Below are 16,891 nucleotides of genomic sequence, written 5' to 3'. Positions count from 1 at the left end.
GCCCCCTCCCTTCTTTTACTGTAGCTACCGTTGTTGCTTCGTCCCTGATTGTTTTCAAGGAGAAATAGCATGCGAACACTCGCCGGCCTGATTGGCCTGATCTGCCTGTTTACCGTCCTTTCCATCGCCGGCTGTGTGACGTCGCACGGCATAGGCGATGCCGCCAAGGATTCCATCTCCTGCACGCAGATGGCAGCAGACGGCTTTCGGCCCATCGCCTCCGACCGCACCGAGCGCTTCCTCGGCAAGGTGCAGGAAGCCACTGCCGAATGCCGTGGCGGCGAGCATGCGCTCATTTTCCGCAAGACCCCTTACACCGATTGGTCCAACTACTGGGCCACGGGCGACGGCAGCACACTGTCGCCCGGCACCACCGCAGTCGGTCCCCACCTGTCGCGCAACGGCCGAGGCATAGATGGCGCGCTGCTGGATCTGGAATACCAGCGCATGGAGCTGGTCAAGCTGAATCTGTTCGACAACAGCGGCACTTTTGCCGATTATGTGCGAGGGCTCGACGGCGTGGACGGCCAGGCGATCAAGCGCTGGCCGGCGATGCGGCTGCCGCCCGGCCATCCCTACTATGCGCAGGCAGGCGGCGCCGGCGAACAGATATGCAATGGAGAACAGATCCGCTTCCGCAATCTGGACGGCAGCTGCAACGACCTGTTCAACCCCGTCATGGGTTCCACCGGCCAGCCATTCGCGCGCAACGTGCAGTTTGACGCCACCTTTCCCGACTTGGGCAAGAACGACACCGCGCGCAATCGCCATAACGACAGGCTGACGCTGATGACACCGGACCCGCAGCTGATCAGCCGCAAGCTGCTGACACGTGAACAGAGCGACCCGGCCAAATGCAATGAAGGCTTCGGCTTGCCCGGCTACTCGGCCGAGGCCAACTGCGATTATAAAAAAGCCCCTTTCTTCAATGTGCTCGCGGCATACTGGATACAGTTCATGACGCATGACTGGTTCTCGCACCTGGAAGAAGGCCACAACGACGCGGCAATGATACCGGTGGGCTGCAGCACGAAACGAGTAACGGACCGCAACGGCGTCACCGACGTGCCGCTGACGCCGGATGAAATCGCCAAACTCGGCTGCCGTCCCGACGACAGGATAGACAAGGGCTATATCGCGCAGGACAGCGACCCGGCCACCTTCCAGGCCGGTGGTAAGGAATACCTTAGCCGCGCCTACAAAACCACCAGCAATAAAGTAACCGCCTGGTGGGATGCATCGCAGCTATACGGTTACGACGCAGTATCGCGCCAGCGCGTCAAGCGCGATCCGGCGGACCGCGCCCGCTTCCTGCTACGGCCGGTAGGCAGCCGCGCCGGCGATGGCGAGAAACTGGGCTATCTGCCTGTGTTCCAGCCGGGCGACCCGATCAACCCCCAATGGTCTGGGCAGGAAGCAGCCGCTTTCCCAGACAACTGGAGCATAGGCATCAGCTTTTACCACAACCTGTTTACGCGCGAACATAATGCCTTCGTCGATGGCTTCCGCAGGCAGGCCGCCAACACGCCGGATGCCGATTCCGGCCTGCGCAGCCCGGCCCAGCCGGACCGCATCATCCGCTACCGCGACGTGACGGCAGATGAACTGTTTGAAATCGGCAGGCTGGTGGTTTCGGCCGAGATTGCCAAGATCCATACCACCGAATGGACGCCGCAACTGCTGTACGACGAGCCGCTGTACCTGGCGATGAATTCCAACTGGCACGGCCTGCTGCAAGGGCATGACATTGTTGCCGCCGCGCTGGAAAAAATCGTTGTCAACAATTTCGGCAAATCCACCGAGGCCAAGAAGGCCACGCAATGGTACTCGGCCTTTGCTTCCGGGCCCGGCATCTTCGGCCTGGGCAGCATCGTATATTCCGACGACGCAGTCTTTGCGCTATACGATCCCGCCAAGACCGACATCTGGGACCTGAAGAACCCGCAGCATGTCAACGGCGGCGTCAACCACTTCGGCTCGCCCTTTAACTTCCCGGAAGAATTCGTCTCCGTCTATCGCCTGCACGCGCTGGTGCCCGACCTGATCGAATACCGTGAATGGGATAAAGACCCCAACGTGATCCGCAACAAGATCCCGGTAATAGAAACCTTCCGCGGCAAGGCCACGGCCGCCATGGATGAACGCGGCCTGGCCAACTGGGCGCTGTCCATGGGCCGCCAGCGCCTGGGTTTGCTGACATTGCAGAATACGCCGCAGTTCATGCAGAACATCACGCTGCCGCGCCTGCAGACTGCGACGCAGAAGATCGACATTGCTGCGCTGGACATCCTGCGCGACCGCGAGCGCGGCGTGCCGCGCTTTAACGAATTCCGCCGCCAGTACGGTCTCAAACAGCTGACCAGTTATGAAGACTTTGTCGACCAGCGCCTGCCCGCCAATTCGCCCGAACGCAAGGAACAGGAGCGCCTGGTCGGCCTGCTGAGGGAAGTGTACGGCCAGCACCGCTGCGATGCCGCCAAGATCATCACCACCAGCCAGCTGGACGACGACAAGGCGCCGATCAACGACTGCCTCGGCAACCGCAACGGCAGCATGGTGGACAATATAGAAGATGTCGATACAATAGTCGGCTGGCTATCGGAGTTCACACGGCCCCAGGGCTTTGCAATTTCGGAAACCCAGTTCCAGGTCTTCATCCTGAACGCCTCGCGCCGCCTGTTCAGCGACCGCTTCTTCACGTCCAGCTTCCGTCCTGAGTTTTATAGCAAGTTCGGCGTCAGCTGGGTCAACCAGAACGGGCCGGACGGTAAGGTCATGGAAAGGCGGCCCTCCAACGGCCATGTCGTCGAGATGTCGCCGCTGAAACGCATCCTGCTGCGCACCACGCCCGAACTGGCGACGGAACTGGACGACGTGGTCAACGTGTTCGACCCATGGGCGCGGGACAGGGGCAGCTACTATTCCCTGCAGTGGAAACCGCAGGCGGATGCAGTAACGGACGAGGCGTTCAAGTAAATCGTTTACATGGCAATATCACTGGAAAATCCAGGAAGAACACATGAAAAAACCGGAAGCAAGCGAAACGCAACCTGCATCGGAACTGATCACAAACAAAATCGCCGAACTGGGAGACTGGCGCGGTGCAACCTTGGGCAGGATGCGCAAGCTTGTCCAGGAAGCAGACCCGGATGTCGTCGAAACTTGGAAGTGGATGGGCACGCCGGTGTGGGAGCATGACGGCATCATTTGCACCGGCGAGTCCTACAAGAAAGTCGTCAAGCTTACCTTCGCCAAGGGCGCGTCGCTGCAAGATCCGGCCCACCTGTTCAACTCCAGTCTCGATGGCAATGTACGCCGCGCGATCGACATTCACGAAGGCGAGGAAATCGATGCCTCCGCCTTCAGGGCGCTGATCCTGGAAGCGATCGCCCTGAATGTCTCGGCAAAGTCAAAATCGTCGAAGAAGACGAAGGCCTGAGAGTTCTGCCCCTTGTCGGGCTCGGGCGCTGAAGGAACATCGACAAAGATATTGCCAATGTAGCAATCGAAGTAAACCCCTTTGCCGGGCTTGATATCCAATTCAAACAAACCTAGAATACTGTACATACATACAGTATTCTAGGTTCATAATGCCCAAGCACCCTCTCCCCGAAGACATCGAACCGCAACCGCTAGTGCCCATGCTCAGGGCGCAAAAGGGGCGCGGCGCGGTCAGCAATATGCAGGGCCGCTATGAAGTCCATGCGCGGGAAAAATTCTATGACGACTGGTCTGACCGCGAGGTCATCGATGACAGTAGCGACAGCGCTGAAACCGATGCACCCCGCCCTTGGAAAACCCAGGTGCTGGAAGAAACCGCCAAAACCATCCTCACGCGCAACCAGTCTCCGGACATTCCCTTCAGCATATCGCTGAACCCGTATCGCGGCTGTGAGCATGGCTGCATCTACTGCTTTGCGCGGCCCACGCACAGCTATCTGGGCCTGTCGCCCGGCCTGGATTTTGAAAGCAAGATCTACGCAAAGGTCAACGCGCCGGAACTGCTGCGGCGGGAACTGGCCAAGGCATCGTATGTCCCTAGCGGCATCGCGCTGGGCGTCAATACCGATGCCTACCAGCCTTGCGAACGCGAACTGAAACTGACACGGCGCGTGCTGCAGGTATTGCAGGAATGCGAACACCCGGTCGCCGTCATCACCAAATCTTCGCTGGTGGAGCGCGATATTGACCTGCTGGCGCCGATGGCGGCAAAACAGCAAGCCATCGTCGCGGTGACCATCACCACGCTGGACCCAGCTATTGCACGCACGTTGGAGCCCCGCGCCACGACACCGCTGCGCCGGCTGGAAACGATACGGCGGCTGACCGAGGCCGGCATCCCGGTCGGCGTCAGCATTGCGCCGGTCATCCCTTTCGTGACCGAGCCGGACCTGGAGCGCATACTGGCTGCCGTGGCGGACGCCGGCGCCATCAACGCCAGCTATATCGTGCTACGCCTGCCGTGGGAGGTCAGCCCGCTGTTCCAGCAATGGCTGGAAGCACACTTCCCGGACCGCGCGCAAAGGGTGATGAACCGCATCCGCGACATGCGCAACGGCAAGGATTATGAAGCCGATTTCGGCAAGCGCATGCGCGGCGAAGGCATCTGGACCGACCTGATCAAGCAGCGCTTTGATAAATGCATAGAGCGGCTCGGCATTACCAGGCGTTCAGGCAGTTTTGGCACACTGGACGGCTCCCGCTTCCGGCGTCCGCTGATCGTGCCGGCAGCGGAAAACACCAGGAGCAAAAGCAAGGGCGGGCAATTCGATTTCTTTGATGATGGGATGTGAAGCACAACAACATACTCTGCCGCATTTATCCGGTGCTCCCAAAAGATTTATACAGCGAGGGTATTTTCCTGCTCGCAGTAATGTTTGAGCCCGCTCATCCGCTCGATGATTTTTCTCCTGAAATAAAAGCTGGCAATCTTTTCACTCAGCCATGGCAAAGCCCAGCGTTTCATTTTTAGTGAATACTTGAACCGAGCTAAGGTACCCACATCTGCTCTAGCGCGAAATGTCCAGCTCCCAGCAAAATGGCTTAGAAAAAAAGGCCCCTTAGTCATCGTCACTGCAGCCACTTCAGGTGGCCTGCATTGCACGAACCGCACTTCCATCTGTATGCCAGATTTGGCCAGCACACGCACTTCAGTACCCGGCCGTATCTCCTGCTCGCCATGCAGCATTTCTATCTTCTCAGGGAAAGGGTCCCATAAATAGCGCACGGAATAATCCTGGGAAATGCGATATACGTCTTCAATACTGGCATCAATTTCCACGCTATATTCGACAATCATCTTTTTTCGCAATTCATAGTATCTGCAGCAAGGCGCTACGCAGCTCCGGATAGGAAAATTCAAACCCGCTAGCCTGGAGCCGTGCCGGCATGACGCGCTGCCCTTCCAGCAGCAAGTCAGCCTGCTCTCCCAGACCCAGCCGCATAGGGAAACCCGGTGTAGGGAAAAAGCTTGGCCTGTGGATGACACTTGCTGCCAGTTCGCTAAACCGCTTTTGCGTGACGCACTCCGGTGCCGTGAAGTTATACACGCCATCTTCCTGCGCGTGCCACAGATGCGCCATGCCGCGCAGCAGGTCATCAACATGTATCCAGGACAGCCATTGTTTGCCGCTTCCCAATGGGCCGCCAATGCCCAGTCGGACGGGCAGCAGCATCATGGGCAGCGCGCCCTGCTGTCCAAAGACCACACCGAAACGCATGCGTATCACGCGCACTCCATGGGTTGCCGCAGCCTGCGCGGCCAGTTCCCAGTCGCGGCACAACTGAGACATGAAAATGTTCTGTGGAAGATCATCTTCCGTCAATTCCCGTTCATCTCCTTGCCGCTGTATGCCGTAGTAGCCGATCGCGGAGGCTGAAAGCAGCAGTCTCGGCTTGTGCTCGGCCTTGGCGATCCATTCAACCAGACTGTGGGTCACATCAATGCGGCTACCGCGCAATACCGCCTTGCGCGCGGCGGTCCAGCGCCAGCCAAGTATGCGGGCTCCCGCCAGATTGATGATGACATCCACCGGATAGTCCGATGCCAGCTTCTGCATGCTGTCAATGCACCGGACCTTTCCATCAAACAACCACGCTGCCCTGCGTGGATCGCGGCTAAGTACGGTGACCCGATGGTCGTCTGCGAGCAGTGCGCGTACCAGGCGCTGCCCAATAAATCCGGTGGCGCCAGTCACCAGGATGTTTTCAGCTTTATCGCCGAAACGGATAAGCGGAAGGCTTTCTTCTTTCATTGCAGTGACTCCCAATTGTATCGCGGCGAAGGCATCCCGCACGCCGGACAAACCTACACCGATGCCGCATGCGGCCAGAAAAATGCTAAGCAAGCCATGCGGCTGCCAGACAAAGGCCGTAGGCTGCGCCAGCCACTCAGGCGTGTTTAATGCCAACAGCATCACAAACGCGCCGCCATTCATGGCCAGCACCGTATGCGTTATCCTTTCGCTTGCCGGCAGCAGGCGGGTGCTGTCCTCCACCACAAAGTCCCATAAGGTCAGGATAATCTCTACGCCGAATACTGCAAGTAAGACCAGGGCCCAGGCCCCCTGCCATGTCCAGGCAGACAAACCGATGAACAAGGCGCTGTAGATCACCGCGCGCAAGGCATGAATAGCCAACTCCGTCCGCGCGCTGCTGCGCTGGGCCAGCGCTTCGGTCAGCTCATGATGGTACAGCGTATCGAAAGCCCCGAGCATGCCTTGTGCCGCCATCAGTTGCAAAGCCAATAAATGGGTGTTCATGAAGGGCTCCCTTCGGCCATCCCGGCTTCTTCTGCAGCTTCATGGAAAGCGCCGGCCTGCGTAAATGTAGTGCCGAACAGCACATGCCTTATTTCTATGCGTATATTGAAATCGGTAGGACTGTCATTGCGATGGCACAGGAAGGTTTTCCCAGGTGTCAGGATGGCCGGCAAAGGCAGCCGGAAACCCAGCAGGTCCCAGAAATATCCATCACTGGTGAAGTAGAGATTTCCCTCATGCACATGCAATACGAGTTTCATTCCCAGGCCCATGCCCACGTATTCCAGCACTTCGCCTTTTTCGCTTTCACGCATGTAAGAAGTGAACTGGATGGGCTCGCGGTGATTCAGGCGGTATATCCTTTGCTTGAAGATGGCATCGCATGCAGGTTTGCTATACACCTGGATATCCACCGGAAAATCTCTGTCGTTAAAAGGAATCAAGGCTCCGTGGATAAAAGGCCTGCTAATGAAACCGAACAGCTTTCCTATTGGGGAACATGCCAGTTCGCTGAGCCGCCCCCGGTAATATAAGGGTTTGCCCGGTTCAGGATTTTTGGCAAATCGCGACTGGATATCAGGATGCAGCTTCAGCCATTCCTTTCCCAGAATTTTCCTGAACAGTTCTCCCTCCGAAGAGTGGTTTGCAGATACGGTGTGCGTATTCATGGAGTAGAAGATAAGAATTATTAGAAAGAGGCAAATGCTTTCGGCTTGCGATCACTCAGATACAGGCCTACGAGAGGCGGCAGCATCGTCGCAACAGCGAAGCAATCTATCCAGACATGGATCCAGATATCGGCGCGCAGCGAAATCAGCATGTCCTGCGGGGCCCATAACACGACGCCGGCAATCAGCCAGGCCCAGGCAAAGCTGCTGCGCTGGCGGTCACCGATATACGTCAACGCCCCCATCCACAGAGACATGCCCTGCACGGTAGGGCCAAACAGGCTGATCCACCAGACCTGCTGCGCATGCGCCGTCGCGGACATATTATCTGCAGTAGCGGCGGCATCGCCCCAGAACGCACGCGCGATAGTATGGTGATACGCGTCAAACACGGACAGACCCGCTATCCATGGCAATAGCAGCCCCACCAACAAATGCACTGCAACGACTGCATACATCCAGCGCACCAGCCAGGGCCGCGCTGCTTCTAACTTTTTCTCCAGCTTTGTTTTTAACTTTTCTTCGAACTTTGTTTCAGTATCTGCTGAGGCATTCATTATTATGTTCCTTGTTTTGATTGCTACTCAATCCTTGTCAGTCGCCGAGGAAGGGGTGGCGGCTACGGCATACGCCTTCTGCACAATCAGGCACCTGCTTGTAACCCATCAGGCGTGAAAATGCATAACGCTTAAGCGCGAATTGCCGATACAGCATGGACAGCAAAGGGCGCAAAGCCTTGATCCGCAACGGCAGTACTACCCATGACTTTCCGGCCATCGTATAAGCTGCCAGCATGGTATCCAGTCCCACCAGGATGTCGCCATTGGCCAGGCGGCCATGTAATTGAAGATTCATTGCATGCAAATCCAGGCCCTGCTCCGATGCATCGAAGGCCGGATCGGCAATATCAATGAAATCCAGCCGCGCATGGGTATCCCAGTGGCGCAGCCTTTTCATTTCGGCAGCACAGAAAGGGCAGTTTCCATCGAAATACAAGCTCAATAACGGGGCATTCATTTTTTTGTCCTTTACTTCTGAAAGTTAGCAAATTCTTGCTTGCCACAAACACCATTTAATTCATTTATTTCTGTTATTACAGAAATTAAAGTTTATTCTGACATAAAAGTCAAATTTATTGTTGTGCAAACCAATAAGAACTCTCAGCGAGCAAAGCGGTAAGCCGGTAACATTTAGGCTGTGCAAGCTAGCCAGAACCGGCCCGATTACACCCCAGCAATGAATTCCAAGTAAACAGCAAAGACCTGCCCCATGTCGTTTGACACTACCGCCATCAACAAGCTGATGGACAAATTTGACGGCCATCACAGCGTATGGCTGTTTGGCTACGGCTCCCTGATCTTCAAGGCCGATTTCCCTTTCATCGAGCGCCGCCCTGCTTTGATAAAAGGCTGGACCCGCCGCTTCTGGCAGGGTTCGCACGACCATCGCGGCACCGCTGCCGCGCCAGGCCGGGTGGCGACGCTGGTGCCTCAGCCCGGCGCTATCTGCGAAGGCATGGCCTATCTGGTGACGCCGGAAGAATTTGAACACCTGGACTACCGTGAAAAGAACGGCTACCTGCGCCTGAGTACGGACATCTTTTTTGAAGACGGCAGCAGCGTGGAAGGCCTCGTCTATATCGCCACCGAAGAAAACGCCGCTTTCCTCGGCGCCGCGCCGGAGCTGGATATTGCGCGCCAGATTGCCACATCCACCGGCCCCAGCGGCCGCAACAGCGATTACCTGCTGGACCTGGCCGCGGCACTGCGCGCGATGGGCAAGCAGGATGCGCATGTGTTTGAAATCGAACGGCACCTTCAGCAGATGGGCGTAAAGGCCAGCGCTGCGCGCTAACGCTGGCAGGCAGGTCGTAGTGGTTTGACAATAGCGGCATGCGGAGCTATCCTCGTCCGCTATCGCTGACCACGCGTTGACATCGCGTCGACGCCGTCAACACTATTGACGCCACCTCGCCAAGGCCTTCCGCATGAGCTACGAATTTAATCCTGAAAGCCAGGTTTTCGAATTTCCCAATCCGTACAAGGTCGAGAATACAGCGATCATCGCTTCCGGCGCAGTCATGTTGCTGGCCGGTGGACTGACGCTGGTAATGGTGCGCGAACGCCTGAGCCACGGCATGGATGGCCGCGCCGTGGCGGTGCTTGGCATATCGGTGCTGCTGCTCCTACTGGGCATAGGCCTGCTGGCGCGCGCTTTTACGCGGCTGCGCTATTTTTTCGGCCGCAACCGCCCTGCCAACCTGGCGCCGGTACTACCGCAGGACAAGGACGGCAACTCCGCGCCGGCGGATGCCTATAAGGAAACCCTGCGCCAGAACGCCCTGACCTACCCCGAACCCAAGGGACCGCTGAACGGCCTGCTGTATAGCTGGCTGCCCAACCTGATCTTTGCGCCCGGCGTCATTCAGCGCACCGCGCAAACCCAGTTCTACAATTTCCTGTCGCTGGCGGCGACTTTCATCAGCTTTCTCATCTGCTGGCTGCTGCTGGGCCAGGACAGCGCCAATGGCTGGATAGGGCTGGTCTACAGCGCGTTTGCCTTCTTCCAGATCATGCGCCCGATGACGCAGAAATCCGGCGCCGCCGGCCGGACCGGCGCGGTCACGGAAGCAGCCCAGGTAGGCATAGGCAGCCTGATCGTGCTGATCATCCTTGCGGTGCTGGGCCCCGTGCTGCTGGGCATGGCGGGCTCGCATTTGCCGGACCTGGGCGGCTTGTCCATCAACGGCGTGCTGTGCGTGGCGCTGGTATGCGCACTGGCCGGCTGCGCGGTCTTTGGGCTGGCGCTGAAGAACCAGCTGCAGCCTGCGCCGCAGGCCGTGGGCTCGGCGCGCGTGACGGAAACAATGACAATGAACGCGCATCCGAACAAACTGATGGAAGAGCTGGACCGGCTGCTGATGACGCGCTGGTTCAGCCTGATACCCAACCGGCGCTATACGCATAAATCACCGATGGTAGTCGGCCAGCAAGGGAAATTTTCAGCGGAGATGCTGGAAGAAACGCAGCCGCGCCCGCAGCCGAACCGCATCGCCTCCGGCATAGGCCATGCGCTGTCGACGCCGCAGTTTTTCTGGCTGACCTGCCTGACCGGGCTGGCAACGGTCTACCTGATCGTCGGCGCCTTTGCGGCCATCCTTGCGTGCCGCAACATCCTGGGCGGCGAACCTGTCGTCACGGCGATTGCCTTTGCACTAAGCCAGATTGCAGTCGGCATGTTCTGCTACGGCGCTTCGCATGCGCTGTGGGGGCGGTTTGATTTCGTGTCCGAACTGATCTGGGTCGATATCGGCGGCAGCTATGAATCGGCCAATGTCCATCTGGGTAACCAGCTATCCAGCAATGTGCAAACGACGAAGAACGTCATCAATATCGAGAGCATGACGATGCGGGTGTGGGTGTCGGAAATCGATACGGTAATTTTCGGCAAGGACGATGCGCGGCAGCTGATCGGCATGCGCGGCCTGCAGCACGTGGCCGATGAATTGGCAGGGGCGCTGAAAGGCTTTGGCGAAACCCGCTCCATGGTCGTTGCCCCTACTTCCACGCAGGATCTGGACCGTGCGCAAAAAGTAGGCGCCATGAACCAGTTGATGGGCGGACAGCAGGCAGTGGATGGCGGAGAAAGGCTGGCAGCAGCCATCCTTTCTGCCAGCGCTCCCGCTGCACATCCAGCGTCCATCGCCGACGTGCCCGCCTCAGGCAATGCTTATACGCCGAAAGCCAGGTTTTGTTCCAATTGCGGCGCCGAAGCCGGCGACGGCGCTAAATTTTGCGCCAACTGCGGCAAGCAGATGGCTGCCTGACGCGATACCTCGGCATTGAATCCTAGGCCTTTATAGACGACGACAGGCAATACACGAGCAGCGCGACGGCCATGAAGGCGATACCGGCCAGGCATACCGCGGCCCAGCCGCCGGCGGCCCAGGCCATCGTCGCGACAAAGGCGCCGAGGGCGCTGCCCACGAAGAAAATACTGACAAACAATCCGTTCAGCCTGCCCCTTTGCTCCGGCGGCAGCATGTTGACCGAGCGCCGGCCCAGGGTCTGGTCCGCCGTCACTCCCGCGTCCACCAGTGCCGCCACGCCTGCCAGCAAGACCAGCGCCAGCCACGGATGGGCGGCGGCATCAAATCCCCCCCAGCCGGCCCCGGCAACGCCTGCCACGATCAAGCCGGCGATCACGCACAGGTGGGCGATGATGGTGGCCGGCCGCGTCCAGCCCCGGTCGCCGACACGGCCTGCAACGGGGGCCACGATGGCGCCGGAAGCGCCAACCAGCGCAAACAGCGCAATCTGGCGCGAGCTCATTGCAAACGGCTGCTGCGACAGCAGCAGCGCAATCGCGGTCCAGAAGGCAGTGAAAGAAGCCATGCCCAGCGCCGCCGTCAGCGCACGCAACCGCAGCACCGGCTGGCTCTTCAGCAAGCCCCACAGCGAGCCTATCAGTTGCAGGTAGCTGAGGCCACCGGCAGGATGCCGTACCGATACGATCAGGCGCAGCGACACCGCCACCAGCGCCACCGACACGGCCATCATGCCGTATAGCAGACGCCAGCCGCCGACATCCACCAGCAGGTTGGACAGCGGGCGCGACAGCAGCAGGCCGACCATCAGGCCGCTCATTACATTGCCGATGACCTTGCCGCGATGCGCTTCGCCGACCATTGAGGCCACCAGCGGCACCAGCATCTGGATCGCACAGGTGGTAGCGCCGGCGATGAATATCGCCAGCAGGAACAGCCAGGTCGTCGGCGCAAACGCAGCGCCTGCCAACGCCAGCGCACAGCAGGCAATGATGCGGGTGATCAATGCGCGGTTTTCAGTCAGGTCTGTCAGCGGCACCAGCAGGATCAGGCCGGCGGCATAACCCAGCTGCGGCAGCATGGCGATCAGGCCGCGCCGGTCCTGGGCAAGGCCCAGCGCCGTCCCTATCTGCTCCAGCAGGGTTTGCGGCGCAAACAGGTTGATGATCAGCACGCCTATCATTGCCGCATACAGGAATTGCTGCGAACCAGATATTTCCTGTGCCGGAACCGCAGAGGCAAGCGGCACGACCCGGACAACCGTGTCGGCGCCGGCAGCAGGCTTCCGAGAAGACAGTTCGGCAGACCGGAGGTCCCGTTCCCGGCGTTGCTGGCTTGGATGCATGTGTAACCTTTTAATTAAGTGACTCAATGGAAACGAAAAGGCGCAAAACTGCTGGAAGTGCGCCGTTTTTAGATTTACGCCATTGTGCCCGCTCTGCATATATGATACAACCGCATTATTATCATAAACTTTATGCTAATTTATTTTGAATACACATGATCTTGCCGCTTTTGTTGCCGTGGTGGATACCGGCTCCATCGTTGCGGCCGCCAAGCAGCTGCACCTGACCCAGCCCGGCATCAGCCGGCGCATACAAAGCCTGGAGACGCAGTTGGGAGTGGAATTGCTGGACAGGTTGTCGAAACCGCTGAAACCGTCCGCTGCCGGCCAGGAAGTGTACGGGCGCGGGCGGCAGATACTGTCATCGGTCGCCGACCTGCTGGCCTCCACCCAGCCGGAGGCGGAGGTATCCGGCGATTTAAGGCTTGGCGTGCCGCCCTTTTTGGCGGAACAGGCGCTGACCGATCCTATTGATGCGTTGCGGCGGGATTTCCCACGGCTGACGCCGCGCGTGATTGCCGGCTGGTCGCCGGATCTGGTCCGCATGGTCATCAACAACACGCTGGATGCAGCGGCCATTCTGACGCCGGACAATGTAAATCCTCCGGACAGCCTGGCAATGCATTTCCTCGGCCGGGAATTGCCGCTGATCGTCGCCGCGCAGGACGTGGAGCTGCCGCATACCTCACTGACACTGCAGCAAGTCACCCGGTTTCCATGGGTGCTGAATCAGGACGGTTGCGGGCTGCGTAGCACAATACGGCGCGCGTCCGACGCCGCCCACCTGCCTTTCGACATTGCGGTGGAGACATCGGATGCCGAACTGCAATTGTCGCTGGTCGCGCGCGGCATGGGCATAGGCCTGGTCACGCCCGGCTCCTATGCGCGCAGCGCTTCCCGCGACAAGCTCAGGGTATTGAGCGTGCCTGAATTCCAAAGCGGCATCAATACCTGGCTGGTCCACGCGCGGACGCCGGGGCGGCTGGCCAAGCCGATTGCGCATTTCCGCACTTGCTTCACCAGCGCGCTGAAGCGGCAATGACGGGAGAGCCCGCTATACACATCAAGTCGCATCAAGAATGCGTATCAAGTAATGTCTGGGCAACAGTCCCTGCAGCCATTCTGGCAGTGGAATTTATGCACGCAACGTCGCAAGCGGCCAATACTTTGGTAAGCTGTGCCCTCCCATCCAAAGACCGCTACTTACCTGATGACGCAAAACTCTGCCTCGGCCCGCTCGCGCACTTCCCTGATAGAAGGGCCTATTGCAAAAACCCTGTTCTTTTTTACCTTGCCCATCCTGTTCGGCAATGTGCTGCAATCGCTGAACGGGTCCGTCAATGCGATCTGGGTCGGCCATTACCTGGGAGAAGCGGCGCTGACCGCGACCGCCAATTCCAACGCCATCCTGTTCTTCCTGATCGCCACAGTGATGGGCCTGGGCATGGCCGCGACGATACTGGTAGGCCAGAGCATGGGCGCCCGGAATATGGACCAGGCCAAGCGCGTGGTCGGCACTGCAGTCACGTTTTTTGTCGCGCTGTCGCTGCTGGTGGCGGTATTCGGCATGCTGTTTTCCGAACACCTGATGCAGCTGATGCGCACGCCGCACGACGCGCTGCCGCTGGCCGTGGCCTATCTGCGCATCATCTTCCTGGCGATGCCCTTCCAGTTTGCCTACATCTTCCTGATGATGATCCTGCGCGGCGCCGGCGATACCAAGACGCCGTTCAAATTCCAGATATTGTCGGTGAGCCTGGATATTGCGCTCAATCCATTGTTCATTTTCGGCCTGGGGCCGGTGCCGGGGATGGGCATTGCCGGCTCGGCCGTGGCAACGCTGGTGGCCCAAAGCGTCAGCCTGGCCGGGTTGCTGGCCTACCTGTATCACAAAAAACATTTTCTTTGCCTGCACAAGGGTGAAGGCCACTACCTGCGCCCGGACCGCATCATCCTGAAATCGATGGTCGTCAAGGGCATACCGATGGGTTTGCAGATGGCGGTGGTATCACTGTCGATGATCGTGATGATCTCGCTGGTTAACCGCTTCGGCTCGCAAACCTCGGCCGCTTACGGCGCCTGCCTGCAGTTGTGGAACTATGTGCAGATGCCGGCGCTGGCCGTCGGCATGGCAGTGTCTTCGATGGCGGCGCAAAATATCGGCGCGCGCCGGCTGGATCGCGTGCAGCGTATTGCCAGCGTTGGAGTGCTGTTCAACTTCCTGATGACGGGTGGGCTGGTGACGCTGATCTACCTGTTCAACCGCGGCGCACTCGGCTTTTTCCTGCCGGAGCATGTCACTGCGTTGCCGATCGCCCAGCACATCAATGCCATGGTGGCCTGGTCTTTCGTGCTGCTGGGCGTGACCTTTGTGCTGTCCAGCGTGATGCGCGCCTCCGGCGCCGTGGTGGCGCCGCTGGTGATCCTGTTCCTGGCGCTGTGGTGCATACGCCTGCCGTTCGCGGCGCTGCTGATGGAGCGTTGGGGTGCGGATGCACTGTGGTATAGCTTCGGCATAGGCTCCATTTCTGCAATGCTGATGTCCATTGCCTATTACCGCTGGGGCGGATGGCGTAATGCGCACATGCTGGCGACGCCGGATGCGGCGGCCGGCTGATGCTGCAACTGTCCATTGCCGATGCGAAGTAAAGATGCCGTCATCCCGTCACCCCGCGCAAGATCCGCGCCCTCTTCCCCCCGTCCGGCCGGAACTGGAGGATTGCTGCAACAGCGGCTGCACTCCCTGCATCTTCGATATCTACGAAGATGCCCTGGAGCGCTACCGGACGGAATTGCGGGAATGGGAGACGAGGAACCCGGTTAAAGGCGCTGCGCAGAAGCTAAAGAAAAACCGCGCAAACCCGACACAGGGATAATGCGATGAACCATCATCTGGCGCAGGAATAATTCGACGCCGGCGTAATCCTGGCCAGGTCAGGCGCTGCCGCGGACTTCTTCCGCCGGCAATGCTGTTTCTTCGGAACAGTCCATGCGGATGCCCTTTTGCGGTGCCGCAATTTCCAGCCTGTCCCTGCCTGCCGACTTCGCTCGGTACAGCGCGGCATCGGCCCGGCCCAGCGCCGCATCCAGGCTTTCAATCCCGCTGCTGACTTCCGCCAGGCCCATGCTGACGGTATAGGATGGCACCACGGTGCCATCCGCCTCGCGCAGCCGCGTGCAGATGCGCTCCGCCACGACCTGTGCCTCACCTGCATTGGTTTCTGGCAGCAGTACAACGAACTCCTCGCCGCCAAAACGCGCGAAATGATCGGTCTCGCGCAGCAGCCGCATGACGACTGAGGAAAAATGCACCAGCACGCTATCCCCGACCGCATGGCCGTACTTGTCGTTGATGCGCTTGAAATGGTCAAGATCGATGATGATCAGGCTCATTGCCTGCTCATTGCGCTTGATGCGGCGCGCTTCGCTTTCATAGATATCGGTGAAGGCGCGGCGGTTCAGGGCATCCGTCAGCGGATCGATATTCGACATCCGCATCAGCTCCGCATGCAGCCGGCGCGTGGCAACCATCATGAAGCCGACGGCCAGCGCCATCGTCATGAAGTTATAGACGATAAGGTAGGCGCTCTGCACCAGGTCGCCCGAATAAAAATTGACGTAATCCTGGCGGCCGGACAAGCCGGTCGCAACCCGCATCACAATCAGCACCGTCTGCAGCAAAATCATGCCGCCGAAAAAATAACTGCCGAAATGGCGGTCGGCATAGCGCGTCACCGTGAACAGCTGGATTCCGTACAGGATAGCCAGCAAAGGCGCGACCAGCACCATGCGGAACTGGAAGCTGGGCTGCACCATGGACCACCAGGCCGCACCGCCCGTGCCCAGCAGCACAATCGCCAGCACCAGGCGCAGGGCCGGCGGCCGGCCGTAGAAGTACTGGGTGCCTATCAGGCGGCAGCCTACCGCGCCCAGCATCACCGCTGTGCCGAGGACTATGGATAACAGATCGGGAACCCGGCCGCGCAGGCCGAACAATACGGCCGCGGCAAACAGCAGCACTGAAGCAAGTGTCCACCAGCCTATGCCCTTGATGCTCGCAGGGAAGCTGCGGTAAGCAGAAAACAGCACGATGGCCATCAGCACCGGCACCACCGAGGACAGCAGGATGACTACGCGAAGATCGAGATTGAGCATCAGTTGAAATCACCCGCTTTCTAATTGCAATAGATTAACATTCTATTAGCGGGCATTCAAGCAAGTGTCGTATTTTGCAGGCGGGAAGCGGAACCGCCGCGCCAGAGCCTGCCGGGAAAAAAGCGGCTTGATGCGG

15 protein-coding genes are annotated in these 16,891 nt (G+C 59.0%); 8 read left to right on the top strand and 7 right to left on the bottom strand.

Annotation, left to right across the window (positions count from 1 at the left end):
• Positions 1 to 69: 69 nt before the first annotated feature.
• The 3 genes from ACO0LO_RS15330 (at position 70) to ACO0LO_RS15320 (ending at position 4,793) form a co-directional block, all read left to right on the top strand.
• Positions 70 to 2,976, top strand: a complete 2,907-nt coding sequence (locus tag ACO0LO_RS15330; protein ID WP_422965101.1) for a peroxidase family protein — start codon at positions 70 to 72, stop codon at positions 2,974 to 2,976.
• A 43-nt stretch (positions 2,977 to 3,019) separates the two neighbouring features.
• Entirely contained in the window at positions 3,020 to 3,439 is a 420-nt protein-coding gene (locus ACO0LO_RS15325; protein WP_422965100.1) for a DUF1801 domain-containing protein, read from the top strand.
• Positions 3,440 to 3,590: 151 nt separating this feature from the next.
• Positions 3,591 to 4,793 carry a PA0069 family radical SAM protein gene (locus ACO0LO_RS15320; protein ID WP_422965099.1) on the top strand — a complete coding sequence of 401 codons (1,203 nt, stop codon included), beginning with the start codon at positions 3,591 to 3,593 and terminating at the stop codon, positions 4,791 to 4,793.
• Positions 4,794 to 4,840: 47 nt separating this feature from the next.
• Here ACO0LO_RS15320 and ACO0LO_RS15315 read toward each other — a convergent pair whose 3' ends face one another.
• The 5 genes from ACO0LO_RS15315 to ACO0LO_RS15295 are packed head-to-tail and all read right to left on the bottom strand — an operon-like array spanning position 4,841 to position 8,446.
• The gene (locus tag ACO0LO_RS15315; protein ID WP_422965098.1) at positions 4,841 to 5,299 is read right to left on the bottom strand and encodes an SRPBCC family protein; all 459 of its coding nucleotides are present in this window, start codon (positions 5,297 to 5,299) and stop codon (positions 4,841 to 4,843) included.
• Between the two features lie 13 nt (positions 5,300 to 5,312).
• A complete protein-coding gene (locus ACO0LO_RS15310) occupies positions 5,313 to 6,761 on the bottom strand; it encodes a TIGR01777 family oxidoreductase (protein WP_422965097.1) in 1,449 nt (482 codons plus the stop codon).
• Positions 6,758 to 7,429, bottom strand: a complete 672-nt coding sequence (locus tag ACO0LO_RS15305) for a DUF4166 domain-containing protein (RefSeq protein ID WP_422965096.1) — start codon at positions 7,427 to 7,429, stop codon at positions 6,758 to 6,760. The genes ACO0LO_RS15310 and ACO0LO_RS15305 overlap by 4 nt, the downstream gene beginning before the upstream one ends.
• Before the next feature lie 20 nt (positions 7,430 to 7,449).
• Positions 7,450 to 7,986: a cell division protein gene (locus tag ACO0LO_RS15300; protein ID WP_422965095.1), complete on the bottom strand. Its 537-nt coding sequence runs from the start codon at positions 7,984 to 7,986 to the stop codon at positions 7,450 to 7,452.
• A 37-nt stretch (positions 7,987 to 8,023) separates the two neighbouring features.
• Positions 8,024 to 8,446 (bottom strand): thiol-disulfide oxidoreductase DCC family protein, encoded by a 423-nt coding sequence (locus ACO0LO_RS15295; RefSeq protein WP_422965094.1) that lies wholly within the window; start codon positions 8,444 to 8,446, stop codon positions 8,024 to 8,026.
• 252 nt (positions 8,447 to 8,698) lie between these two features.
• Here ACO0LO_RS15295 and ACO0LO_RS15290 point away from each other — a divergent pair, with 252 nt between their 5' ends.
• Positions 8,699 to 9,283: a gamma-glutamylcyclotransferase gene (locus ACO0LO_RS15290; protein WP_422965093.1), complete on the top strand. Its 585-nt coding sequence runs from the start codon at positions 8,699 to 8,701 to the stop codon at positions 9,281 to 9,283.
• Positions 9,284 to 9,416: 133 nt separating this feature from the next.
• The gene (locus tag ACO0LO_RS15285) at positions 9,417 to 11,255 is read left to right on the top strand and encodes a zinc-ribbon domain-containing protein (RefSeq protein ID WP_422965092.1); all 1,839 of its coding nucleotides are present in this window, start codon (positions 9,417 to 9,419) and stop codon (positions 11,253 to 11,255) included.
• Positions 11,256 to 11,277: 22 nt separating this feature from the next.
• Here the strand turns inward: ACO0LO_RS15285 and ACO0LO_RS15280 are convergent, their stop codons facing one another.
• Positions 11,278 to 12,600, bottom strand: coding sequence for an MFS transporter (locus ACO0LO_RS15280; protein ID WP_422965091.1), 1,323 nt, complete (start codon positions 12,598 to 12,600; stop codon positions 11,278 to 11,280).
• Positions 12,601 to 12,745: 145 nt separating this feature from the next.
• On the opposite strand from ACO0LO_RS15280, the gene ACO0LO_RS15275 reads away from it, so the two are divergent.
• From ACO0LO_RS15275 to ACO0LO_RS15265, 3 genes are all read left to right on the top strand, one after another.
• A complete protein-coding gene (locus tag ACO0LO_RS15275; RefSeq protein WP_422965090.1) occupies positions 12,746 to 13,642 on the top strand; it encodes a LysR family transcriptional regulator in 897 nt (298 codons plus the stop codon).
• Between the two features lie 135 nt (positions 13,643 to 13,777).
• Positions 13,778 to 15,217, top strand: coding sequence for an MATE family efflux transporter (locus tag ACO0LO_RS15270; RefSeq protein ID WP_422965089.1), 1,440 nt, complete (start codon positions 13,778 to 13,780; stop codon positions 15,215 to 15,217).
• Positions 15,177 to 15,476, top strand: coding sequence for an oxidoreductase-like domain-containing protein (locus tag ACO0LO_RS15265; protein ID WP_422965088.1), 300 nt, complete (start codon positions 15,177 to 15,179; stop codon positions 15,474 to 15,476). The genes ACO0LO_RS15270 and ACO0LO_RS15265 overlap by 41 nt, the downstream gene beginning before the upstream one ends.
• Positions 15,477 to 15,534: 58 nt before the next feature.
• Here the strand turns inward: ACO0LO_RS15265 and ACO0LO_RS15260 are convergent, their stop codons facing one another.
• On the bottom strand, positions 15,535 to 16,755 hold the full coding sequence (locus tag ACO0LO_RS15260) for a diguanylate cyclase (RefSeq protein WP_422965087.1): 1,221 nt from the start codon (positions 16,753 to 16,755) through the stop codon (positions 15,535 to 15,537).
• Positions 16,756 to 16,891 lie beyond the last annotated feature (136 nt).

The sequence above is a fragment of the Undibacterium sp. TJN25 genome (assembly GCF_049339885.1).
Taxonomy (GTDB): Bacteria; Pseudomonadota; Gammaproteobacteria; order Burkholderiales; family Burkholderiaceae_D; genus Undibacterium.
The sequence above is the reverse complement of the archived record's forward strand: the minus strand, read 5'-3'. Positions and strand labels throughout refer to the sequence as shown.

Coding starts and splice junctions, on each gene's coding strand:
- ACO0LO_RS15325 (WP_422965100.1), top strand. CDS start 3,020: ATGAAAAAACCGGAAGCAAGCGAAACGCAACCTGCATCGGAACTGATC.
- ACO0LO_RS15285 (WP_422965092.1), top strand. CDS start 9,417: ATGAGCTACGAATTTAATCCTGAAAGCCAGGTTTTCGAATTTCCCAAT.
- ACO0LO_RS15320 (WP_422965099.1), top strand. CDS start 3,591: ATGCCCAAGCACCCTCTCCCCGAAGACATCGAACCGCAACCGCTAGTG.
- ACO0LO_RS15330 (WP_422965101.1), top strand. CDS start 70: ATGCGAACACTCGCCGGCCTGATTGGCCTGATCTGCCTGTTTACCGTC.
- ACO0LO_RS15260 (WP_422965087.1), bottom strand. CDS start 16,755: ATGCTCAATCTCGATCTTCGCGTAGTCATCCTGCTGTCCTCGGTGGTG.
- ACO0LO_RS15290 (WP_422965093.1), top strand. CDS start 8,699: ATGTCGTTTGACACTACCGCCATCAACAAGCTGATGGACAAATTTGAC.
- ACO0LO_RS15295 (WP_422965094.1), bottom strand. CDS start 8,446: ATGAATGCCCCGTTATTGAGCTTGTATTTCGATGGAAACTGCCCTTTC.
- ACO0LO_RS15315 (WP_422965098.1), bottom strand. CDS start 5,299: ATGATTGTCGAATATAGCGTGGAAATTGATGCCAGTATTGAAGACGTA.
- ACO0LO_RS15300 (WP_422965095.1), bottom strand. CDS start 7,986: ATGAATGCCTCAGCAGATACTGAAACAAAGTTCGAAGAAAAGTTAAAA.
- ACO0LO_RS15305 (WP_422965096.1), bottom strand. CDS start 7,429: ATGAATACGCACACCGTATCTGCAAACCACTCTTCGGAGGGAGAACTG.
- ACO0LO_RS15280 (WP_422965091.1), bottom strand. CDS start 12,600: ATGCATCCAAGCCAGCAACGCCGGGAACGGGACCTCCGGTCTGCCGAA.
- ACO0LO_RS15310 (WP_422965097.1), bottom strand. CDS start 6,761: ATGAACACCCATTTATTGGCTTTGCAACTGATGGCGGCACAAGGCATG.
- ACO0LO_RS15265 (WP_422965088.1), top strand. CDS start 15,177: ATGCGCACATGCTGGCGACGCCGGATGCGGCGGCCGGCTGATGCTGCA.